19 protein-coding genes and 2 pseudogenes are annotated in these 22,084 nt (G+C 43.3%); 12 read left to right on the forward strand and 9 right to left on the reverse strand.

From position 1 onward, the window contains the following. Positions 1–89 precede the first annotated feature (89 nt). Both ACN0S4_RS07575 and ltaE read left to right on the forward strand, forming a co-directional pair. Positions 90–680 carry a hypothetical protein gene (locus ACN0S4_RS07575; RefSeq protein WP_417657080.1) on the forward strand — a complete coding sequence of 197 codons (591 nt, stop codon included), beginning with the start codon at positions 90–92 and terminating at the stop codon, positions 678–680. Next, positions 673–1,695 (forward strand): low-specificity L-threonine aldolase, encoded by a 1,023-nt coding sequence (gene ltaE / locus ACN0S4_RS07580; RefSeq protein WP_417657081.1) that lies wholly within the window; start codon positions 673–675, stop codon positions 1,693–1,695. Before ACN0S4_RS07575 ends, ltaE begins: the two co-directional genes overlap by 8 nt. On the opposite strand, the gene ACN0S4_RS07585 is transcribed toward ltaE, so the two are convergent. The 4 genes and pseudogenes from ACN0S4_RS07585 to ACN0S4_RS07600 form a co-directional block, all read right to left on the reverse strand. Then, positions 1,692–2,069, reverse strand: a complete 378-nt coding sequence (locus tag ACN0S4_RS07585) for a hypothetical protein (RefSeq protein WP_417657463.1) — start codon at positions 2,067–2,069, stop codon at positions 1,692–1,694. The genes ltaE and ACN0S4_RS07585 overlap by 4 nt on opposite strands. Continuing rightward, positions 2,046–2,360 (reverse strand): annotated as a pseudogene (locus tag ACN0S4_RS07590) (ATP-binding protein); the annotation flags it as partial. The pseudogene ACN0S4_RS07590 and the gene ACN0S4_RS07585, both read right to left, overlap by 24 nt. 552 nt (positions 2,361–2,912) lie before the next feature. Further along, on the reverse strand, positions 2,913–3,335 hold the full coding sequence (locus ACN0S4_RS07595; RefSeq protein WP_417657082.1) for a hypothetical protein: 423 nt from the start codon (positions 3,333–3,335) through the stop codon (positions 2,913–2,915). 87 nt (positions 3,336–3,422) lie between these two features. Further along, positions 3,423–4,196 carry a hypothetical protein gene (locus ACN0S4_RS07600; protein ID WP_417657083.1) on the reverse strand — a complete coding sequence of 258 codons (774 nt, stop codon included), beginning with the start codon at positions 4,194–4,196 and terminating at the stop codon, positions 3,423–3,425. A 279-nt stretch (positions 4,197–4,475) separates the two neighbouring features. Between ACN0S4_RS07600 and ACN0S4_RS07605 the strand changes: the two genes are divergently transcribed. The 7 genes and pseudogenes from ACN0S4_RS07605 to ACN0S4_RS07635 all read left to right on the forward strand — a co-directional run bounded on the left by ACN0S4_RS07605 (position 4,476) and on the right by ACN0S4_RS07635 (position 10,282). Next, positions 4,476–5,021, forward strand: a complete 546-nt coding sequence (locus tag ACN0S4_RS07605) for a Tn7 transposase TnsA N-terminal domain-containing protein (protein ID WP_417657084.1) — start codon at positions 4,476–4,478, stop codon at positions 5,019–5,021. Further along, on the forward strand, positions 5,014–6,948 hold the full coding sequence (locus ACN0S4_RS07610; protein ID WP_417657085.1) for a Mu transposase C-terminal domain-containing protein: 1,935 nt from the start codon (positions 5,014–5,016) through the stop codon (positions 6,946–6,948). The genes ACN0S4_RS07605 and ACN0S4_RS07610 overlap by 8 nt, the downstream gene beginning before the upstream one ends. Before the next feature lie 6 nt (positions 6,949–6,954). After that, positions 6,955–7,845, forward strand: a complete 891-nt coding sequence (locus tag ACN0S4_RS07615) for a TniB family NTP-binding protein (RefSeq protein ID WP_417657086.1) — start codon at positions 6,955–6,957, stop codon at positions 7,843–7,845. After that, a pseudogene (locus ACN0S4_RS07620) lies at positions 7,803–8,273 on the forward strand (TniQ family protein); the annotation flags it as partial. The gene ACN0S4_RS07615 and the pseudogene ACN0S4_RS07620, both read left to right, overlap by 43 nt. 147 nt (positions 8,274–8,420) lie before the next feature. Beyond that, positions 8,421–8,906: a hypothetical protein gene (locus ACN0S4_RS07625; protein ID WP_417657468.1), complete on the forward strand. Its 486-nt coding sequence runs from the start codon at positions 8,421–8,423 to the stop codon at positions 8,904–8,906. Positions 8,907–9,056: 150 nt separating this feature from the next. Further along, a complete protein-coding gene (locus ACN0S4_RS07630) occupies positions 9,057–9,227 on the forward strand; it encodes a hypothetical protein (protein WP_417657087.1) in 171 nt (56 codons plus the stop codon). A gap of 353 nt (positions 9,228–9,580) precedes the next feature. Next, the gene (locus tag ACN0S4_RS07635) at positions 9,581–10,282 is read left to right on the forward strand and encodes a hypothetical protein (RefSeq protein ID WP_417657088.1); all 702 of its coding nucleotides are present in this window, start codon (positions 9,581–9,583) and stop codon (positions 10,280–10,282) included. A 26-nt stretch (positions 10,283–10,308) separates the two neighbouring features. On the opposite strand, the gene ACN0S4_RS07640 is transcribed toward ACN0S4_RS07635, so the two are convergent. From ACN0S4_RS07640 to ACN0S4_RS07655, 4 genes are all read right to left on the reverse strand, one after another. Then, entirely contained in the window at positions 10,309–12,048 is a 1,740-nt protein-coding gene (locus ACN0S4_RS07640; protein ID WP_417657089.1) for a hypothetical protein, read from the reverse strand. A 164-nt stretch (positions 12,049–12,212) separates the two neighbouring features. Beyond that, entirely contained in the window at positions 12,213–12,542 is a 330-nt protein-coding gene (locus ACN0S4_RS07645; RefSeq protein WP_417657090.1) for a YegP family protein, read from the reverse strand. Position 12,543: 1 nt separating this feature from the next. Then, positions 12,544–12,714 carry a hypothetical protein gene (locus tag ACN0S4_RS07650; RefSeq protein ID WP_417657091.1) on the reverse strand — a complete coding sequence of 57 codons (171 nt, stop codon included), beginning with the start codon at positions 12,712–12,714 and terminating at the stop codon, positions 12,544–12,546. A gap of 801 nt (positions 12,715–13,515) precedes the next feature. Beyond that, on the reverse strand, positions 13,516–14,427 hold the full coding sequence (locus tag ACN0S4_RS07655) for a DNA-methyltransferase (RefSeq protein ID WP_417657092.1): 912 nt from the start codon (positions 14,425–14,427) through the stop codon (positions 13,516–13,518). Positions 14,428–14,506: 79 nt separating this feature from the next. On the opposite strand from ACN0S4_RS07655, the gene ACN0S4_RS07660 reads away from it, so the two are divergent. From ACN0S4_RS07660 to ACN0S4_RS07670, 3 genes are read left to right on the forward strand one after another with little or no spacing between them, the layout of a single operon-like run. Then, on the forward strand, positions 14,507–18,745 hold the full coding sequence (locus tag ACN0S4_RS07660; protein ID WP_417657093.1) for a DEAD/DEAH box helicase: 4,239 nt from the start codon (positions 14,507–14,509) through the stop codon (positions 18,743–18,745). Between the two features lie 7 nt (positions 18,746–18,752). Continuing rightward, positions 18,753–20,264, forward strand: coding sequence for a dGTPase (gene dgt, locus ACN0S4_RS07665; RefSeq protein ID WP_417657094.1), 1,512 nt, complete (start codon positions 18,753–18,755; stop codon positions 20,262–20,264). Continuing rightward, positions 20,254–20,877 carry a hypothetical protein gene (locus tag ACN0S4_RS07670; protein WP_417657095.1) on the forward strand — a complete coding sequence of 208 codons (624 nt, stop codon included), beginning with the start codon at positions 20,254–20,256 and terminating at the stop codon, positions 20,875–20,877. The genes dgt and ACN0S4_RS07670 overlap by 11 nt, the downstream gene beginning before the upstream one ends. A gap of 598 nt (positions 20,878–21,475) precedes the next feature. On the opposite strand, the gene ACN0S4_RS07675 is transcribed toward ACN0S4_RS07670, so the two are convergent. Then, positions 21,476–21,883, reverse strand: coding sequence for a hypothetical protein (locus ACN0S4_RS07675; protein WP_417657096.1), 408 nt, complete (start codon positions 21,881–21,883; stop codon positions 21,476–21,478). Between the last annotated feature and the right edge of the window lie 201 nt (positions 21,884–22,084).

Consider the following 22,084-nt stretch of genomic DNA (forward strand, 5'->3'; position numbering starts at 1 on the left):
AATTTGCCGTTAGACAAATGTACACTGACTTATTCTATGGCATCATGTAGGCCATTCGTTTCTACTTCTTTTTGGTAATGAGGTTCATCATGACTATGCGTACATTACTCTTGTCAGCGGCAACGTTGACTCTACTCGCAGCCTGCAACCCGCGCCCAGCGGTGAATCCACAAGCTGACTTTTTCGCTGCATTTGAGCCATTTTGCGGACAAAGCTTTGCCGCTGAGATTGTGGAAGATAACGCGCCAAGCGACGCTTGGGATCATCCTTTAGTGGTTCATATTCGTGACTGCGAAGAAGACGTGATCCGCATGCCATTGCATGTTGGTGAGGACCGTTCACGTACTTGGGTGCTCACCAAGCACGACGATTACATTGATTTCCAACACATCCATTTGCACGAAGACGGGTCACCTGATGCAGTTTCACCCTACGGTGGCCAAACGTTGACGGCTGGTACGGCACAAATGCAGTCGTTCCCAGTAGATGACGCCAGCAAAGCGTTGTTCATGGAAAATGGACTGGATGTGTCGGTCACCAATACCTGGACCATTGAGTTTGTTGACGCCGAAACCATGGCTTATGAGCTACGTCGTCCGGGTCGTATTTTCCGCGTTCACGTTGATTTGAGTCAGCCGATTGATGAGCCACCTCCTGCTTGGGGATACAACGGTGAGTAAGACTGCGGTAATAGACTTACGCAGTGACACCGTCACGCAACCCACCGAAGCAATGCGCGCTGCTATGGCTGCAGCGCCAGTCGGCGATGATGTATTTGGTGATGATCCCACAATTAATGCGTTGCAAGAACGCGTCGCGGCGCTCTTTGGTAAAGAGGCCGCGCTAATTGCGGCCAGTGGCACCCAAACCAATTTGTTAGCCTTACTGTCTCATTGTCAGCGCGGTGAAGAATATTTGGTTGGTCAGGAATATCACACCTACCGTTACGAAGCGGGTGGCGCTGCGGTGTTGGGTGGAATCGTGCCACAGCCATTTGAAGTGGAGCCCGATGGCACGCTGAATCTGGCGCAGGTGGAGAAGCGCATCAAACCCGATGACCCACACTTCCCGGTCACGCGATTATTGGCACTCGAAAATACCCATACCGGTAAAGTCATTCCGCAAGAATACATGCTGCGAGCGCGACGTTTGGTTGATAAGCATGGCTTGAAGTTGCATCTCGATGGTGCGCGAGTTTTCAACGCTGTTATTGCGACCGGTTTGAGTGCTGAAGAGCTCTGCCGTCCATTTGATAGCGTTTCTATTTGCTTTTCAAAAGGTCTTGGTACGCCGATTGGTTCCGTATTGGTGGGCTCAAAGAAATTTATTGCACGGGCGCATCGGTGGCGCAAAATGGTCGGTGGCGGTATGCGCCAAGCCGGCATTATTGCAGCAGCCATGGATCACGCACTCGACCATCACATTGATCGACTTGCGGATGACCATGCCAATGCCCGTGACTTATGGGAAGGCTTACATGACTTGCCGGGCATTCGACTCGAGCCACAGCACACCAACATGGTGTATGTGAACTTTGAATCGGCTGACACCGCCAAACACGTCAGCGACACCTTGCGTGCGCAGGGCATCTTAACGTCCAGCGCCCAGCGGATGCGGCTGGTGACCCATCTCAATATCAGCCCTGCCGATGTTGAGCGAACCATCTCCGCCTTCGCCGCAGCCCTCAAGCGCTAAAGGCTCTTGAGGTGGTTGAGGAGACGGTCGAGGGCTCGGTAGCCGAGCGCTTCGGCTAAGTGCCCGCGCTGAATAGACTCTGTTCCTTCAATATCCGCGATGGTGCGAGCCAATCTCAGCAATCGATGGTAAGCACGGTGAGACAGATTGAAGCGCTCGATAGCCGTGACTAAGAATTTATGATGCTCAGCGCTGAGCCGGCAATAGGTGCTGAGTTGATTGGCTTGTAAATCCGTATTCAGGCAACCTTGCCGCTTTATTTGCACCGCTCGTGCCGCGGTGACTTGTTGCCGCCACTTGGGTGTTTCGGGTTCAGGAATGGTTTCGCGTTGCTGGCGCAAGGCATCTGGTTGGCGTAACACCTCGACTTGCATATCAATGCGGTCAAGCAACGGTCCCGATATACGTCCAAGATACTTATTTACTTGCTCTGGCGAGGCACGAATACTCGCTAAAGTACCATCAAAATTTCCGCAAGGTGATGGGTTTAGCGCACAGACCATTTGAAATCGTGCTGGAAAGGTCAGTTGATGTGCTGCACGGCTGATGGTGACTTCGCCTGATTCTAGGGGTTCTCTGAGCGAATCCAAAACTGAGCGCGTAAACTCAGCCATCTCATCCAAGAAAAGCAAGCCACGGTGCGCTAATGAAATCTCCCCAGGTTGCGGCGGATTACCTTGTCAGATCCCACAATAAATGCAACTAAAAAACCAAATAATGCGGCCTGCAGAGGATTTGTCTCATAATAAATGCAATTAAAAATCCCAAAATAGATGCAATAAACTTAAAAAATCCCGAAATAAGCGCAACAAATTTACGAACTCGCACGCGTCTACGTAAATTCTGACAAAGCTCTAACGTCACAGCAGCTGTTTTTGGATTACTGTATCTATTACAGAATTTGAATGTTGGTCTTGAGCTACAAACTTTTGTAATTCATCTGTTGCCTCTGCATCATATACCTGACAAAAATTCAGACTTTAAACTGTCTGAGCGACATATTTTCATGCAGTGCACATCATATATGCAGCATACTTCATATTTATTTTTTATGAACTTAACTTCATATTGAGGGTAGATAGTAAAGATCAATAAATATAGGTGATGTAGTTGTGAGATCGCACAAAAAAAGCCATTCCGATTTGAACTGGCATTGTTGTCGCTTGAATAGTGCTGATACTCTTACGTAGCAATTCCGCAAAAGCACCAAGCAGGTGTCAAATAGAAAGTGCCTGATGGAAAGCACTCATAGATGTACTCACTAACGCTTGAATAGCAGATTTTCTGCCTTCTCCAACAGCCTGTTTGAGCCCATCAAGTAATGTATTTTCTGGTGACAGCGGGTCGGGCACTCTCTTCATAGCTTCCATTGCTTTTAAGGTTAATGTTACGCCATCAAATTCATAGGCGGAGTTTCCGACTCGCTCTGTACGAATGAAACCCTCTTCCTCTAACCAGTGCACTACACTCTCAAACAGTGACCATTCTTTCGGTGCTTGTTGTCCTTCAAACATAAGGTCCGGATCAAAATGAATTTCAGTAATTGATGAAGCATTAAGAGAAATCGGATTCGCCCAGTGTTCGTATAGCTTCACCAGTATGCGGGCAATATACAGCTCACTTAACTCTGGGTTATTCATGTCTTATCCTCCAACACTGGATTTCAACTTTGCGTCTGACGAGACCGGTTTACCTGAAAAGTATACATTCAAGCCTCGTGCTCTAACTTAGTTTTTACTAAGAAACACAAGGATTGCGGTAGCTGCTGAGACAAGTGATGCAAGAGAAGCGATGAGAGTTATCCAAAAAATCTGGCGATGTCTTTTGTGTTCAGAATCCATTTTTTGATAGGTGAGATAAATTTGAGGGCAAATCGCATATCCCATCCCATCGTGCTCCAAATCACCTGATTCAACCAGTGCATCCAATATCAGGCGGTAATGTTTAGAGACTGAAGTATAATCCTGATGAATCTCATCTAGTTGCCCTGTCTGCCTGTGTAGTTTAGTAATCCAAGGATTATTATCCTTTAACAACTCAAATTCGTCAGTACTAGCTTTACCATAATGTTTCATCGTTGCTTTGACTACAAGTTGCTCTACGGTTTTATGAAATTCTGTTTTTTTGAGCGAACGACTGACTAAGAACTTATCAGTCAATTTGTTGATAAGCTGCCGCAATCCAACTATTGGCCAACGATGTAAAACGTAGTAGCTGACTAAAGTCGGATATACAAAGCGATCTTGCGATGAAATGTATATTACTCTGAAGTCGCTAACTTTTAGCTCGCTGTATGCAAGTGTTTTAGGCTTCGAGTCGCCATCGCAGCCAAATTCGGCTGTTACGGTGTCTATACCGACATCCTTGACGTATCCATAGTAGTTTTCGCTCTGGACTAGCATATAAAGAATAGGTTTTTCATCAACCGGAACGATAGCTAGGTCTTTCCGAATCAATCGATTAGCCTTCCGCACTGCATGCTTGATAAAAAGTTTAGTCATTCCGACATCCCGATTATCGAGTTAACCATATGGTCAATACTACAACGGCGCATAGTAGTGAACTAGTGAAAAATAAACGTTACTCGCGCTTTGAAACTGGTGTTAAGTTCGCTAAAAGCTGCTAGATTATTAAAAATCCCGAAATAGCTGCAACAAACTTTGAAGCACCAAAAATCAGTTCGAAAAATTCCAACCAATCGACGAAGCAGTCGCGGATACTATTCGTTCAGAGGAGAAGAGAGCATTCCTCATGAATCCACCGTTGAGCGCGATTTCGTAATGCTTATGGAGTTTGACCGGCGAGTAAATAAACTTGTCTCACAACCCATTGAGCTAGTTTACGTCGACTTAAATGGCCGGAAGCAACGCTACACACCTGATTACTTGGTGTATTTCAATACCGAAAGCCAAAAACCCATTCTCGTTGAAGTTAAAGAACGCGTAGAAATTGAATCTGATTTCGAGAAGTTAAGATTGAAATTCAAAGCTGGCATTCGAGCTGCAAAAGCGAACGACTGGATATTTAAGATATACGACGACACCAAGATTCGAGGATTGCTCCTCGAGAACATCCGGAAACTGAAAAACTTTTCAGCTCACAGTGTTACTCAGGACGATCGAGCAAAATTATTAACTTCACTGCAGTCGTTTCAGGGTCCATTAACCGTCAAAGAGTTTCTAGAGCACTTTACAGCAGATCGAAATGAGTACTTGGCCAATATCAATCGGATTTGGTGGTTAGCATTGCAACATGACATTGAACTCGACCTAACTAAGCCCTTGTCGGAAAGAACGCTCATTCTTGGAGTCAACACCCATGAATAATTCACACAAGCTCACACGTGATAAAATACAGCTTCAGCGAGGCTCTCTTCTGAAGCTCGATGATGGTGACTATTTACTGAAAGAGTTCCTTGCAGGCGCTGAGGTGCTGCTCCGAAAGGTCGATGACAACAAAGTTGTTATATCCAAAATTTCCGATGTTGTTGACCGAGTTACTGCACATCCGTCGACCTCAAAATCAGCATCTGATGACCTTCTCGCAATCCCAACGAAAGAATTGAAGATTGCCAAGAAGCGTTTGAAGGCGCTTCAACCTCTGTTAACCCTTGGTAGAGCGCCATCGCTGAGCGACGTCAAAATTCAAGCCGTCAAAGTCGGGGTTCACTACATTACGTTATATCGATGGCTCAAGGCTTACTCAGCCACCAACTCTCTTGTTAGTCTGGTCGGACAAAGGCGCGGATGGACAGAGAGAAATTCGCGCATTTCCGAAGAAGTAAACCAAATCGTTGAGCACGGGATAGATACCTACTATTTAACAAAGGCTCGATTCAATAAGCAGTTCGTCTATCTACGAATTAAGGAAATGTGCGAAAAAGCTGGACTCAATCCACCTTCACGCTCAACAGTCTTTAGACGGATCAGTAATGTTTCAGAAGAACGTCGACTTCGAGCTCGTGGACATTCCGATATCGTGAACAACCGCTTTGTCGCCCGCGCGGGAAAATTCCCTAATGTAGATGCGATTCTGAGCGTGGTTCAAGTTGATCACACGCCATTGGATATCATCATCGTTGATGATGATACTCGAAAATCTATTAAACGTGTTTGGCTCACCATGGCGATAGACGTCTATTCGCGAATGGTCACAGGATTTTATCTCTCACTCGATCCACCCAGCACGACATCGGTCGCAATGTGTCTATCTCATTCCATATCCCCCAAGCAGCAGTGGCTCAAACACATGGGTATAGAGCTTGATTGGTCTGTTTGGGGTATTCCAAAGAAAGTGCACGTCGATAATGGCTCGGATTTTACTTCCGATGCGCTGCGTATCGGGTGCTTGGAGAACAATATTAACCTGGAGTTTAGACCTGTCGCAAAACCGCAATACGGCGGACATATCGAACGTTTGTTAGGTACTTTTCAAAATCGACTAAAAGCTCTGGATGGAAAAACATTTAATAGTCCCAAGGTCAGAGGGGCTTATGATTCAGAAAAGAACGCAATTTTTGATTTTGATTCTTTGGAACGTTGGTTAACCAATGCGATCATTGAGTATCACCACACAGTGCACGAGGGGATCAGTGTTCCGCCAGCAACGAAATGGTTAATGTCGGTTCAAGGTGAACTCGAAGATCTGCCCAAAGGATGGCCTGATGTGCCTGCCGATTTACTCTCAGTCGAAATTAGCTTCCTACCATACGAACGACGGATGATTCGATCACAAGGGATTGTATGGGATGGGATCTATTATTACGGCGATGATATACGCCATTTGATTGGCGCAACCGATCTCAAAACTCGGAAACCACGCAAATTCATCGTAAGACGAGATCCCAGAAACATCAGACAAGTATGGGTCTACGATGATACTGCAAAGCTATATCACCGTGTACCTCTTGCAGACCCAACTCTCAAGTTCACCAGTGTTTGGGATTTGCGAGAAGCGAGAGAATATCTGAAAAAGAAAGGACACTCTGATTACAACCAGGAGATGCTGTCTCGCGCGTTGGAAAATATGCGAAAAATTGAAGAGACCAGTCGTGAAGCTACCAAAGAGGCGCGACGCAAAGCGCAACGTCAGAAACAGCATCAGAAATCTAAAACACCAGCGGCTATCTTTAATGCGGGAAAGCCTGAAGCACAAGCCGACAAGAAGAAGAGTATGGATAAAGCAGCAGCTCAACTAGAGAATGATGAAAATGAGCTGTGGGATAGTGACGTCGACGAATTTGACATCGAGTAGCATTCAATGGACCAATTTCAGCACATAATACCGAAGTTCCGAGAAGTCGCAGCACAACCAGACGAGGATAGGATCCAATTCATCAAGACAAAAAGATGGATCAACTATCCAGTTGCCGATCAGGTCATTGCGCACTTGCATGACTTGCTCCAACACCCCAAACAAGCTCGAATGCCCTCCGTTCTGTTCGTAGGCGATTCTAATAATGGGAAAACATCTCTTATCGAGCGCTTTTGCAGTTTGTATGGAGAGAGTTATACCTGCGAAGATACTGAGCTCCTCATCAAACCAATCGTGATGACGGAGATATCTGCACCAAACGTTAAAGACTTGTATTTATCGATTCTTGAGCAATTTTGGGCACCTCACAAACCAACGTACACGGTCGCTCAACTTCGTCATGTGGCATTACATCACCTCATGCAGAGCAAAACCAAGATGCTCATCCTGGATGAATTTCATACGCTGAATAATGGGTCTGCTATAAAACGCAATGAAGCACTTGCTGAATTGAAGATGATTTCAAACAAACTTAGGATCCCCATCGTTGCCTGCGGGATCCCAAAAGCTGCAACCATCATTTCACAAGATGCACAAATACAGAGTCGCTTCTCCGTTCTTCGACTTCCCACATGGGAGAAGAATCGTGATTTTGTGGCACTATTAAAAGCATTTGAAAAAATGCTTCCGTTAAAACAGCCTTCCCAATTAGCAAGCAAGGAGCTTGGTAGTAAGATCTTCAATATCTCAAAAGGTAATTTGGGAAATATCCATGGATTGCTGCAAAAGTGTGCAATCAAGGCTATAACTAGCGGAGTAGAACAAATCGACATGGAAATCGTGGAGTCTTTTTCGTGGTATACACCGACGGAAGGGCCCCGAGAGATCGAGTTGTAACAGGTCCTTGGCCAGCTCGAATACAACCTTTCGAAAACGAAAGCTTATCGTCATGGCTTGTCCGCGCAAGCTTTGCCAACTTCGCGACCCCATCGCAACTTACAAACTATATCTGGCCATATTGGCGAGCCTGGACTCGAGATGTTGACCGCGAACTGGAAGCCCGTCAGCTCAGCGACTTAACACTTGCCTCCGGTTTATCAAATGCTGTCATAACCAACCTGACTTTAAAGCCGCTAATTACCTCAATATTCAACTCAAAAGCGCTCTCACAAACCACGCCTTGGAAATGGGTCATTCAACGAGGAACACGCAACCGCAATACCCATCGCTCCACGCAATTTTGCCCGTCATGTTTGCAGACAGATCGCATTCCCTATTTACGACTGAATTGGCGACTATCCTTTATCACCGTCTGCACATTGCACAGAGTCGAGCTGTTGGACTGCTGTCCTCATTGCCAGGCATCAATAGAGATCCATAAGCTTGAGCGAGGAGCTCTTAAGTTTTGTGCGCACTGCAGATGGGATATCAGTGATGTGGTTCCGACTCGCTGTAAGGACGAGTTGCTGAACATGACTCAACGACTCGTGGATCAGCTTGATGATATACCGAACCTAGACATAGGTGCGTTTGAGCGGCTCAATTACTTGCTTTGTTTATCGCGGCGGCTCCACTCGTATGCTTCTGCCATTCGCGGACAAGTCCTTGTGTCCTTGATTCGACGCATTGATGAAGCGCGCTATCGAGATACCGCAAAGCTGTCATTCGATTGGCTCAATATCGAAGACCGACGATACTTCTTATCCAATATTACAGAGTTGATGAGCCTTAATGATGAGGAATTGGCTCACATTCTCATCAGGTCTGGGATTCATCCAAGCCTGCTTCAAAACATCGCATTCGATTCTCGGCTGCAACAACTCATGCAATTCCCAGAGCGCTCTTCGGAGCCTTTCAACAAGGCTTCTGACCACATCGACCCAGTAGTGAAACCATTATCGAAACGGCTGGTTCAATGGCGCTGGTATAAGTTTCTTAAGCAGCATGGCTTGAACTAATGGTGCAACCGTTGCAGTGCGGACAATGCAAACAGTTCGCCGAGCACTTCCCCAGAAAGTATCGAGGTAAACGCTACTGCGCGTCCTGCTATTCCTACTTCTTTATTAGTAAGACGTGTTCCCATTGCGGTGAGAAAAAGCGGATCCATCGTGATGACAAGAAGTCCTTATGTCGCAGCTGCATTTCAAAAATCACGCCGTGCTTTCGTTGTCATCGTATTGGCCGGCCAGTCGGCCAAATCAATCAATACGGTCTGTTATGCCATTCCTGCGCAAATGCATTCACGCCCGACGGTTGTTGCTCTATATGCCAGCGAATAGGACGAGTTTCGATAGGCAAAAAACTTGGTATCAATGAGCCTATTTGCGATGCCTGTCGATACCGACTAAATCCGAAATGCTCAAAATGCGGCACCACACGCGACCTTATTAAGGATAAAACCGAGAAGTTGATATGCACCCGATGCTTTCATCAAAACTTTCTCATATGCCGAGATTGTCGGGGTCCCATCATTGGCAAGAACACGATCCTGTGTACTGACTGTCAGACAAAGCGACTTCATTTAAAGCGAAAAGCGCTCAATTGTGCGCGCTTCAGCTGTCCGAGAACCGAACAGCTATTCTCAGATTTCGTAGATTGGCTTGCCCTTGAAGTCGGTTATTTAAAATCCGCCATGAAGCAGAATGCGTTTGCCGAGCTCTTTGTCCAGTTGCAGAGCGCACCGAGTGACTGGCTCTTGCAGCCGTATTGGTTAGTTAAGATTGATGGAGGACTGCTACGCAAAGATTCATTACCAAGACGCTATCTCGAATCAGTAGGTATGCATTTTAACGAACGAGCATTGAACGACGCTATGGAAATAAGGACTATCCATCAGAACAGGGATGCGATATCCAGGCTTTGCGACCAATCTATGAAGTTGGTCATCAGCTCCTACTTTGATACGAGGCTATCAAACTACAATAGAGGTAGATTAAAGCTCATCACGATACGGTTAGAAACCACCGCATTAAAAGGTTGGCTCGAGCTTGCCCAAACACATCACGGACTTGAAAACGGTCTCAAGACTTTTTGCATTCAAACGCCAGGTCATAAATCAGCGCTATCGCACGTGATGAAGCACCTCAATCAAAATCTAGGGCGCGAGTTCAAATTATACGATGCACGTCCTGACGAGCGCTTAGCATACATTGTAGGAGAATACCGAGAGCGCAATCTTTCAATCAACGTTCTGGAGGAGTACCTGAAGCTCTGTCTACAAGTACTCCATGGCGTACCCAGTCACCAATGCGCCATCAATAGCTATCAAACAGTAGACGATGGGTACCGTGTCGAAAACTCCTCATATAACTTTTGGGTGCCGCGTATCGACTAAGAACCGACGATTTGCACATCAAGCACTTATTGGCCCTCAAACGCTCTAATTTTTCTGAGTATTTGCTCTGCAATCTTCGATTCATCTCCTTTGTGGGTGATGATACCCACGTTTGGTTCAATTGCGTCATCAAAGCGCTTCCATACCCCTTTATATTCCTCTAGCGAGGCAATAATACTCTGCAACCGACTAATAAAATCCTCACTTGATGCAGCATGGTAAATTGCAGAGCGAAACCGTTCACTGTTAAATCGCTCGATGCCAATAAAGAAGTAGTTTTTGTTGTTGAGCTCTAACTGATAAATACCGAGTCGCCGTGGTTGGTACACCTTAATGCCCGCAATCAGTTCTCTAATGACGTTTCGATTTATATCCCAAGAGCCGGTACCAGCTAGTTCATACAAACCTGGAGTATCTTCTGGCACAGTGCCCATCCATTGACCGCTTGATTCCAAGCAGGTCAACATCGTATCGATATTCTGCTTTTTAATGATGACTTGAAGCGCACCGAACAGCAGTGTGACTGCATTGGTGGCGGGTGATGGCTCTGGAGTATTGTCGCTATCTGTCGATTTGCCATGGTTAATATTCAAGCCCACAGCATTGGAGTTCGAATCATTCATGTTGCTTGTCGATGCATCCGGATGATGAACAGGTTTTGGCGATAACGACTTACTCTTGGTTTTATTCTCCTTAGGAGTCGGTTTCCTAATTGGAGTTTCACCCCAGTTCACCTCGGTATTTGTATGCAAGTCTTCTCGGATTGAGCTTGGATTCGGCCCGATTGAACTGGACCCTCTGGGGCTATTATTTGTGTTCGTCTTTCGTCCAGATTTCCTTGGCTTTGCATCACGATTGTCATCACCGGTGAGGTTGTGATTTTCCCTGACGATGAAAAGGTTGGGGAGTCTTGGGTATTTAAAACGTTCGATACGCAACGCAAGAAAGCGCTTGTTGTGAACCAGCCAAATTCCCGAAACCTGCCATTTATGCTCACCATTAAACCATGGTCGCACGTTCAAATAACATGGCCTCGACCGGCTATTGTTCAATTGCGCTGATATAGCATTGACCGCGAGCTGTGTATCTCGGTTCTCCTTTAGCTGATGCACAAAATAGGCATCACGGTCGTAAACATCTTTATTCAAACCCAAAATGTAGTCTTCCGGCTCAGGTACATCCAAGTAATCGCCTAGTTTGAAACCCTTGAACTCAAGTAAGTCTAACGCTTGCTGAGCGTCGTTATTTATTACAACCTGACGCACACGTCCACTGTGACCATACATCCCATCAAAGACAGTCAGAGCGTTCACAACAAGTTGAACACCTCTTCTCGTCTCGAACTGCAGGTATCGGCATTGATTAAAATTTCGAGGGATTTTGTATCGATTAGGCGGAATGACATAGCGACGCGGACTAATTTGATCATGGTTCGTGCTATCTTCAGTTTGCCAGGCACCAAATGACTTCAAGTCATCACTTGTCATATCAAAATCAAAGTACTCAGTCGTTAGATCCCGTCGGTCAGATCCACAAACTCCGTTGACCCAAATAGAACCACGCTGCACATAGGTCGTGAAACTTTTTGCGACAGTACAAACTACGAATTGATTTGTTTTGAGATTCTCAAGTAAAACATCAACTAAAGGCTCATCGGGGATCTCTGTATTCCAGTTGAGCGCTCCGTACTCAACGATCATCCATTCCGCATCATCTTGAGGAAATTGCTCAAGTGAAATTGTATCTACCATATTCAAACCAGCCATGACGTAAGGCGTTTTAGAATTGGAGTTTGAAAGAAATGAGGCTTCTTCTGCATGCAGCGAAAAAACTGATGTCAGTTATTGAATGATCAATTCTTCCGAATCCAAGCTTTTAACGAGGTGTTGGAAAACAGAGCTCCATCCAGGAGCTCTAGTCACATTCCAGTTCAAATATGATGAAGTGGAGCCGTGGGGCCATTTCGTTTGACTGACTCGATTCCAATTTCACGACCTGTGGTAGATGTGTACATTTCACTGGTGCCAATAACTTGGCTATTGATAGCATGAAGAGTGAAGTAGTACTGATAATTCAGGCTTGTTTCGCGGGAATAGAATCGATCATGTGGGCTATGTTGTCTTACCGATTGGACACCGTTTTCAGCGCCTTGTCGCGACACATAACCTTCGCTTTGCAAAATGATTTCACTATTACCAGCCTTTAGCCTGAAGTAATATTGATTGTTACTACCTAGGTAAATTTCATATCGTGCAGACATTTTACTTCTCCCTCCGAACACCTTTGAAGGGAGTGCCATCAGACTTCACGTCCATGAATCGACCGGAATCTGCGTCTCGTTTGATCCAATGACTGTTTGGATGTTGCACTTGAGATCGTTGGCGCGCGGCGCCACGGCGTTGGTTTTCACCAACAGGGGGATTGGCAGCCATAATTGGCCTCCTCAATTAGTTCAAAATGTAAAATATTTGACACCTAATTAAGATTCGGACAAACTATAGCTTCCACACGATAGTTCGATCCGAATCTTAGATTCGTATCTACTTTCAGAAAAAAAGCTGCCTTTTGGCGGCTTTTTTTCTACACCTTAGATAATACTGGGCACGTCGACGAAGTCAATCACTTAACCTGTTTTTTTGATCAGTACTTTGTATTCTGATCGTTTTTATCGATCGCGACAAATCTGTTTGTCGACTTGAATGCTGGTCAGAAAGACTATCTGGCTAATATTTATTTTTTAGGCTCGTCCCGTGCTTGGACCATACTTAGAGACAGTGTGAGTGATACACCAGCTACACAAATGTCTGAAATTTATAATTCAGTAGCTTCTTACAAAATCATTAGCCGTCCAACTATCAAGCGATATGAAAAGCTCGATTCGTGCCCCCAATCTTTTTTACCTATACATCGAAATCTTGAAGTACTTCTAATAGTTTTTTTGTAATAGTTATGAAAATATTTGAGGGGCTTCGCTACAGTTGCAATCAGTCTTTATTGGAATGGCACAACCTACGTTAGAAAATGTGTGGAATTTAAAGGTTTTGGTATTAACCGAGGATGGTCAAATTCGCAAATACGAGACCTGATATAGAGTTCTGAAAATTAGCCGTTTATATAAATTGAATATCTTCGCGCACTTAGACCGAATAGCGCATTCTCGATTAAAGGAAAGTCGAAGTATTACCGAAAAAAGTTTCACATTCTTTCTGGAGCACCTTGATAAGGGTTAAATTTTATCCCTCCATATTACTCATGCCTATTCGAGATTCACTCCTACTTGCAGTGGGCACTGATACTTTGAAGCCGAGTATCTTGTTGATATTTAGACACGAAAGTAACGCATATTCACGTTTGTTTTCAAATCCGATAAACTGACGTTTCAGTTTCACACTAGCCACAGCCGTTGTTCCAGAACCCATAAATGGGTCTAATACAACACCTCCCTCAGGACAAAACAGCTTTATGAACCAACTAGGCAGCTCTTCTGGAAACGCCGCTGGATGCTTAACATTCTTGCAATTAGTTGCAATATTGAGGACGTTTGTTGGATATGCTTTTTCTCTTTCAGCCCAATTTGCAATATTTTTAGCAAATGTATTCCCAACCTGAGATGAGTGCCTCTCTAAATCATTGCCTGATAAATATTTTATCCTTTTCTCTTTCCACTCACCCATCGGGACCATTACTGAATCTTGATCCATATAAAAGCTTTTCTCTTTCGTAAAGTGAAAGCAACGTTCAAAAGCATCCCGAAAGCGATTAGGCCATTTTCCAGGAAAAGCGTTCTTCTTATGCCATATGTATTCATCGGTCCAGAGCCATCCTTTCTTTCTGAGCTCAATTACGAGTTCCATGACATATGTGTGCCTCTCACCAGTAGAGACATGTTCCTTAATATTTAGAACAAACGAGCCGGCTGGCTTCAAAACTCTTCGTAATTGCTCAGCAATTGGCACGAACCAGGCAACATAATCATCTGGTTTAACTCCACCATATTGTTTTGATCGCTGATTCGCATATGGTGGAGACGTCACAACTAGATCCACACAACTATCAGGAAGCTTAGCCAAAAGTTCTGCAGAGTCCCCTAAATAGATCTTGTTACGGTAATTTTCGTTGTTAATATCATTTTCAGGATGTAACATAATAATCACAATTCACGTTGAACCTGTTTTACTCTAGCACTTTTGAATAATCAGGTCCATACCATTGGATTCATTCATTATGCCCGTCTTAAAGAAAAAAGCGCTCTCGCATTATTTTCGAACAAACTGCGAAAAAAGGCTTCGCCTTGATATGTATCCTGACGAGTCAAATGATGTGTCTAAGGGTGAACGAGCCGCCCAAATAGACATGCCGCCAATGAATGCAGGCCGTCCAGCGCTTATCGGCTTAAGTGAGGCAGGTCGTGATTGGGAGAACGAGGTCTATAATGACCTGATCAAAGTTTTCAATCAGGATGTCATTTATAAAAGAGGAAAGAAAGATCCGTTCGACGGGGTCGACCTTCACGAAGCACTAGCAACGTTAACATCTCAAAAATTCATTATCGAGCCGATGTTTTGTGTCACGCACTCATTCGAAAAACAATATAAGCTCGACCAGCTTACACGCCATTTAAAAAGCGAAAGAGGTGACGAGCTCAGGTATGCTAAAGAATTTCGTCCCGATATCATTCAGCTTACTCGAGCAAACCGAGAAAGTATAAGACCTCTTGCTGTCAAAAGCGACGGAGCTTTGTATATCCCTCCCGATTCATCCATCGGACTTCGAGTTATCGATATTAAGTTGGCTGCAAGCCCGTCTATCTCATATTTTGCGGAAATTGCATTTTACTCTCTTATCCTTGCAGAATGGTTAGTCGATAACAACTTAGATGATAGATTTCATGTCTGCTCGAGCGCTGCGGTTTGGCCGGGTAAACATGCTGGTTCAAGTTTGGGACTAGCCTTTTTTGAAGCCCAAAAGATTAAACGACTCTTATCTACAGACGAAGCTGAGCTCCTATTAGAAGACGATCTATCTATCCTACCACCATACATATACACGTCGCGGATCAAAGACTTCTTAGAAATTGATCTCCCAAAAGTATTGTTAGAACCGAACTGGAAAGATTTGAGGTGGCATATTAGTCCAGCTTGTATCGGCTGCGAATATCTCGGATTCAAGTGGACAAAAAACACAGTTGTCGACAAAGAGCACTGTTGGCCAAAGGCAATGGATAGCGATAGTCTGTGCAAGGTCATTGGATTAACACAAGGAGCATCTTCCGTTTTATCCCAAAATAACATCAAGTCAGTCAATGATTTAGTTGGCTTGCGACAAGCTGACAAAATTTTCGATAGTCATTATACACTGCAAGCTTCAAGGTCGGTCATCTCCGATAGAGCTTCAGTACTTGGTCAAAAGCTCGCTAAAAGAGCTTCAAGATCGAGTAACTCGATTTTACCACGCTCTGCAAACATCACCATTTACTTGGGACTTGAGTTTGATATTTCGTCTGGCGTGACCTTAGCATTTTCGATGAATGCAAGATTTCAAGACGATAACAAAAAGGTAGTGAAGAAACAGCGTGAAACGCTAGTCGTCGAAGACAAAAATATCGATACAGAGAGGGCAGTCTTAATCCTCTGGCTCCAGAAAATATCCGATTTTTTGGAGGATGAAAAGAAAAAAAATGATACCCTTACGTTTCAGATCTATATCTGGAATGAGACTACATTTAAACACTTGCAAAGAGTAATTTCTCGACACCTTGCGGAAATACTCCAGCTTGGAAATGGTCTTTCACCATTTTGCTGGATGTTCCCCGCAGACACTGTCATGCCCGAACCTAAATTCAGTGATATCAGCCGTCCGGTATCTATTGTTAAAAGTCTAATTGTCAACTCTTTGGCTGCAGATATTCCGTTTTACTACAATTTATTTGATCTCTCTAATCTGTATAAACCAAAGTTTAATTCAGAACCAATTCCCTTCAAGCCATCAACCTTTTACTACGATCCGCTTTCGGATCATATTCCATCGGAACGAGCCCATGACTTGTGGACAAAGTCAGAAAGGCAAGGCCTGCACTATAAGGATGTCGAGTCACAAATAAAAAGAGTTTCTGAACAAAAGTTGGTGGCTCTGGATTATGTAGTAATGAAAGCTAATAATGATTTCGCTTTATCAGGTCGCCCCAAACCGCCCCCGTTAAAAGTCTTGGATCAATCCAGAATTGTAAAGAATGTATCGTTAGATTGTGAGCTTTGGTATTCCTTCGCAAAACTAAATAACGCGCTGCAACAATACGAGACGCAGCGAATTTATAGTTTAGATGCTTACGAGCAAGAAGCACGTTTTTACTCGGTTCGACTTATACGTTCAATCAAACAGTCAGATGCCAAAACGTTGTTCGCGAATTATGGATTATCTGGAACTAGAATGTTTGCGTTCATGACATCTCCTCGCTCCATCCATGCAAAGGTTAAGATTGATAATATTGGCTATACGTTAATTCCGGAACAGATGAACTCAGTCGCGGATTACAAAGTAGACTTTTTCTTGCGACAGTCAGGACTAAGCCAGAAAGATATTTCAAAGTTCTATACTAAATATAGCTACTCAATGAGATCGACATTGCGTGAATTATTCAGTATTCAAGTAAAGGTCTTTGACCGCCACAAAGGAATAATAATAGTCGAATTTGGGGATTATCATTCCAGGTTACAATCGGAGCTGGTAAAACTGGGCATTATTGATTTCTCGAACATTACTAAGATAAAACCCGCAATCATTCAGCCTTTACACATAGATCTTAGCTTAAAAAAGATTAAGGGCAGCATTCGCTCTATTGCGAATCCACCTATCGCTGGCAAGCGACCATTGATTATGATTCCGCATCGCTTAAAGAAACGAAAAAGGGTTCAAAGTCCAACATCTGCGGTGCCATGTGATAAGTTCATTTGGAATGCAGACTCCTTGAATAGTATAGAGAAGCCAGCGAATTCCACTGATCAGCTTCTCAACTCATCTCCGCATACCAAAAATCTTAATAGTAGCCAACGCGCTGCAATTAGGTCGACCATTCTCAAACCTCTCAGCTTAATCTGGGGACCGCCAGGTACAGGCAAAACGTCAACATTGGCGGCCGCAATCTGCACACTTATAAATCTGAGCGATAAACCTATTCGGATATTAGTGACTGCTTATACATGGGTTGCTATAGATACTTTACGCGATAAATATATTTCACTAATGAATAATGAAACTTTTGGATTAAAAGATTCGCATACTTATCGTTTGTTCTCTGGATATGGGAAAAAACCCAATAATTTAGGATCGGGTATTAAAGTTGTTGTGCCAACCGATATTGATTCTGAAGATTACCAAGAACTAGCTAAAAATATCCAAGAGCGCTTGAACCACATCGTTGTTTTCTCAACTCCACAACAAGTATCAAAACTTAGAACGCAAATGACAGGGTCGGATGAATGTACCTTTGAAATGTTTGACCATATTATCGTCGATGAAGCCTCTCAGCTCGATATGGCATCGATGATGATGGTTTATCCCTCGTTCGCTTCTGAATGCTCGTTGACGGTTGTCGGCGATGACAAACAAATGCCCCCAATATTTCAAACAGAGCTTCCGAAAGATGCTGAGAATTGCCTTGGGAGTATATTTTCATTCTATAAGAATCATTGGAAGATCGATAGCGACATGTTAGAAGTCAATTATCGTTCTAACAAAGAAATTGTTGAGTTCACGAAATGTGCTGGATATACGGATAAGTTTCATGCACATAATGAAGATGCCACTATCAATATAACTACTAAGCCGAATCAAGTTAACGAAGATTGGGTCGATTATGTGTTAGAACCCAGTAGGTCGCTGGTTTGCATCGTGCACAACGATACAACTAGTCCTCAAAGAAGCGAGCTAGAGAGCGCTATCGCGACTAAATTAGTTGAAGCACTCGAAGGACGTTTGTGTTCAGAAACTTCAGACATTCCATATACAATTGACGAGTTATTTGAGCGCGGCATTGGTATCGTTACGCCTCATACAGCCCAGAAGGCAGCCATTTATAACTCACTTTCGAACAGCTTTTCTAACAGGGGCATCTCAACTGATAAGCTCTATGACGCTATCGATACTGTTGAGCGATTCCAGGGACAAGAGAAAGACCTAATAATAGTCAGCTATGCTTTGAGCGATAGAGATTCCATTCTTCAAGAGGAAGAATTCATTTTCGGTCTTGAGAGATTCAACGTGGCTGTATCTAGAGCAAAATATAAAGTTGTAGTTTTAGTTAGTGATGACTTGGTACGACACATACCCCAGGATGTAGAGGTCGTAGAAGCATCTATGCTAATGAAACATTTCGCTGGAACTTATCTTAAAAACAATAAAGTGTTTCCGATAATTCATGGCAAAAAAGAATACAACTTAAACATCAAACATTCAGCTAGAGATTGATAAAAATATGTCTAAAAGTAAACTACAGGATTTGATCTCGACGTCGAGAAGACGTGATTCAACAGCGAAACATAACACTCTTGACTCTTCGACCCACAGCGACAGAGCGCGAGTGATTTATTCAGCTTCTTTTAGACGCCTTCAACAGAAAGCTCAAGTTTTCTCCCTTGAAAGCAACGCAGCGGTAAGGTCCAGGTTAACTCACTCAATCGAAGTCTCACACATTGGACGATATATTGTTTCAAAAATCACAGAAAAGCTGAAGGAAAAACAGGAAACTTGCGGCGATATAAAATTCTGGATTGATTATAGCTCAGCAATTTCGAATATTGTTGAAACTGCATGTTTAATTCATGACATTGGAAACCCACCTTTTGGTCACTTTGGGGAAGCTGCAATTGTTGATTGGGCTCATTCCGACGAGGCAAAAGGAACAGTGAAGAAAGCTCTCGGCGCAGGCCATGAGAAGCTTCTTTACGAATTCAAATGCTTCGATGGCAACCCACAAGGCTTTCGTCTCGTTACGCGCATTCAGGGAGACGACGGCTTTTATGGTTTAAATCTGACGAACACTCAACTAGCTTCATTCCTTAAGTACTCGTTCTGCTACGAAGATGATTATAAGGGAAAACCATTTTCAAAAAAGATGGGGTACTTTTCAACGGAAAAGGATATCGTACAGAAAATCTGGTCGAGCTTAGACATGAGCCCTAACAAGCGTCACCCTCTCAGCTTTCTCATGGAAGCCGCCGATGATATTTCTTACTGTATCAGTGATATTGAGGATGGTATTGAAAAAGGAGTCTGTTCTTTTTACGACTTCAAATCATTTATTGAGGAAAACTTAGCTCAGGACAGTTCTTCAAATAATTTTATTGATACATTGATTAACAAGCTCAGCAAGGACAGTGGTGCAGCCGTCAGCCCCTTTGTCGACTTCAAGACTTGTCTACAAAACCATTTGGTTGAACACGTCGCTGAGAGTTTTACGCAAAATTTTGTGGACTACATTAATTCCGATATAGACAAACAAATAATTTCTGATGACACGCTCGAGTACAAAGTACTTAAGTGTATGAAAGAATTCTCGCGAGACAAACTTTTTTGCTCAACCGAGGCAGAGTCGATAGAAATATCCGGATATGCCGTTATTTCTGGAATACTACATAGCTTTCAGAGTATTCTTGAATTGAAAAAATCAAAATTCTTATACCTGATAGCCAAAGATCAAAAAGAAATAAAGAATCACAATTTACATTTTGAATCTCGATTATTCAACAGATTACCATCGAAGCATTTAAATGCATACAAGGCAGCGATCCTCAATAAGAAGAACTTGACTTTCAATCCGTCTGAAAATGTTAGTAACAAAGAATTTACAGAGTCAATGAATGAATTCGATGATAACAAAGAGTGGGTTCTCAGAGCGCATTTGATAATTGATTTTATATCTGGGATGACCGATCAGTTTTCATTAGATTTCTTCCAAGTTCTAAAAGGGATTCGAATTGCAAAATAATTCAGCATTTGTACGCCCCAATCTAAATAAGCACCCAATAGTCTGGGTGGATGATTTTTTACGTAAAAGTCTAGCATATGGTGCAATTGACCACTCCTTTCAAATGGAATTCAGCCGCTATAGGTATGCTCCTCAGACACTCGAAGACAGTCGCACTGAGTTTAGACTACCAATAGACAGTTTTAGAGAGTCATTAATTATCGAATATCTTGCAAATCTCCACTCAACTGAAGAGCTTGCTCTTCATTCAAAGATTACAGGCTTTGGCGTTGAACTACATATCCCAATGGTCGATTTTGGATACAAGGGTGAAGACCCATCCAAATCAGATGTGCTGCAATCGTTTTGTAAATATTGGCGCATGGATCTTGCTATATACTCGAGTGGTCGCTCTTATCATGGTTACGGTAACAGGCTTCTCGGCAAACAAGAGTGGGTAAAGTTTATGGGTAGTTTACTATTGTTAAACATACCCGGTAAAAATAAGTTCATCGATGAGCGCTGGATCGGGCATCGACTGCTCGGTGGATATGCCTCGCTGAGATGGAGTAACAATACCTCTCAGTATAAAAAATATCCTACCTTTTGTAGCCAAATCCTTATTTTAAAATAGCTACTATTAATTATTGAGACCGAACCTATGCTTACATATGATTTTTGAAGGTTATTGTATGCATTTAGGGCGAAGATAGTAGAGACTTATATCAGATAGCTAGCAAGTAAAGCCCGAACCTCAGCAAGTCCATTAATGTCTCCAGACTTAACTATAGACATCGGCGACCGGTCATTAAGTGATTTGCTCTCATTACTTAACCATTGTCGGCGATGGTTTTCTCTTATAAAACAATCCATTAAGTCAGCGCATATTCCAAGCAATAGTGAAACTCTGAAACAGATTTTGTCGTCTACAGTGTACTGCTCCAAATTTTTAGAAGTGCTCGAACCACATCCGATTGAAATATTTACTTCAGCGTCGGAAAGGCCCCAGTCGGTCAAGAAATTTCTGCACGCATTAACGCCTGTCTGTAACGCATGAGAGTCAATAGCCTGACGATTCTTATTAGTCTTGTACAATTTATAGAGACGTTGAAAGTTAGTATTGCACATATTCTTTGCCCGTATAATTTAGCGATTCGCAGCAACAACAATTATTTGATGAATCGTTACACAAAATGCCTCGGCTTCGCTACAAGGATTTCACCAGATATTTCTTAGGAGTCGTTAAAAAAATTTAACTGGAACCTGGGTTGTAGCCCCAAAAAGCTCTCTGTATCACGAGCTGCATATTCGAGTGACCACCTCTTTACCGGCGGCTCATGTATTTCAATCTCTTTTATGTCGTCAGAGAATTTATCCATACCACGTTCTGTATAAATTTTTGTCGAGTGGCTAATTTGCTTCTCAATATTTAAATAGTCTCTACGCAGGTTATTATGGAGTTCCGCCCGCTTTCTCGTATCAACCACTAAGTCCACAGCTTGCATACCTGCAACAAACCCAGCAAACCATTTGCCAAGCTCGGAGCCTTCAAACAGGACTGCAACTGCAGCAGTCGAGAAAATTAACGATAGCGCAGTAATATATCTATTTAGGCTATGAAAAGACGACTGCCTGAGCATGTGATATCTTATACCCAGCGCTACGTTGTACCGAATATTCCACATTCGGTCGTTCGATAGAGTAAGGTAGTTCTCTAACTTAGATCGTTTCATCAGCTATTTCTTACCTGAATTATCATCTTTGCGGCCAGGTGGTTCAAAATGCTGGATAATCTCTAGGCCTGTTCCATAGTAACTAGCCTCATTAATATCAATTTTTTT

Origin of the sequence: Pseudidiomarina aestuarii (assembly GCF_048263735.1) — a bacterium.
Taxonomy (GTDB): domain Bacteria; phylum Pseudomonadota; class Gammaproteobacteria; order Enterobacterales; family Alteromonadaceae; genus Pseudidiomarina; species Pseudidiomarina aestuarii_B.

Coding starts and splice junctions, on each gene's coding strand:
- ACN0S4_RS07575 (WP_417657080.1), top strand. CDS start 90: ATGACTATGCGTACATTACTCTTGTCAGCGGCAACGTTGACTCTACTC.
- ACN0S4_RS07585 (WP_417657463.1), bottom strand. CDS start 2,069: ATGCAAGTCGAGGTGTTACGCCAACCAGATGCCTTGCGCCAGCAACGC.
- ACN0S4_RS07595 (WP_417657082.1), bottom strand. CDS start 3,335: ATGAATAACCCAGAGTTAAGTGAGCTGTATATTGCCCGCATACTGGTG.
- ACN0S4_RS07600 (WP_417657083.1), bottom strand. CDS start 4,196: ATGACTAAACTTTTTATCAAGCATGCAGTGCGGAAGGCTAATCGATTG.
- ACN0S4_RS07605 (WP_417657084.1), top strand. CDS start 4,476: ATGCTTATGGAGTTTGACCGGCGAGTAAATAAACTTGTCTCACAACCC.
- ACN0S4_RS07610 (WP_417657085.1), top strand. CDS start 5,014: ATGAATAATTCACACAAGCTCACACGTGATAAAATACAGCTTCAGCGA.
- ACN0S4_RS07615 (WP_417657086.1), top strand. CDS start 6,955: ATGGACCAATTTCAGCACATAATACCGAAGTTCCGAGAAGTCGCAGCA.
- ACN0S4_RS07625 (WP_417657468.1), top strand. CDS start 8,421: ATGACTCAACGACTCGTGGATCAGCTTGATGATATACCGAACCTAGAC.
- ACN0S4_RS07635 (WP_417657088.1), top strand. CDS start 9,581: ATGAAGCAGAATGCGTTTGCCGAGCTCTTTGTCCAGTTGCAGAGCGCA.
- ACN0S4_RS07640 (WP_417657089.1), bottom strand. CDS start 12,048: ATGGCTGGTTTGAATATGGTAGATACAATTTCACTTGAGCAATTTCCT.
- ACN0S4_RS07645 (WP_417657090.1), bottom strand. CDS start 12,542: ATGTCTGCACGATATGAAATTTACCTAGGTAGTAACAATCAATATTAC.
- ACN0S4_RS07650 (WP_417657091.1), bottom strand. CDS start 12,714: ATGGCTGCCAATCCCCCTGTTGGTGAAAACCAACGCCGTGGCGCCGCG.
- ACN0S4_RS07655 (WP_417657092.1), bottom strand. CDS start 14,427: ATGTTACATCCTGAAAATGATATTAACAACGAAAATTACCGTAACAAG.
- ACN0S4_RS07660 (WP_417657093.1), top strand. CDS start 14,507: ATGCCCGTCTTAAAGAAAAAAGCGCTCTCGCATTATTTTCGAACAAAC.
- dgt (WP_417657094.1), top strand. CDS start 18,753: ATGTCTAAAAGTAAACTACAGGATTTGATCTCGACGTCGAGAAGACGT.
- ACN0S4_RS07675 (WP_417657096.1), bottom strand. CDS start 21,883: ATGCTCAGGCAGTCGTCTTTTCATAGCCTAAATAGATATATTACTGCG.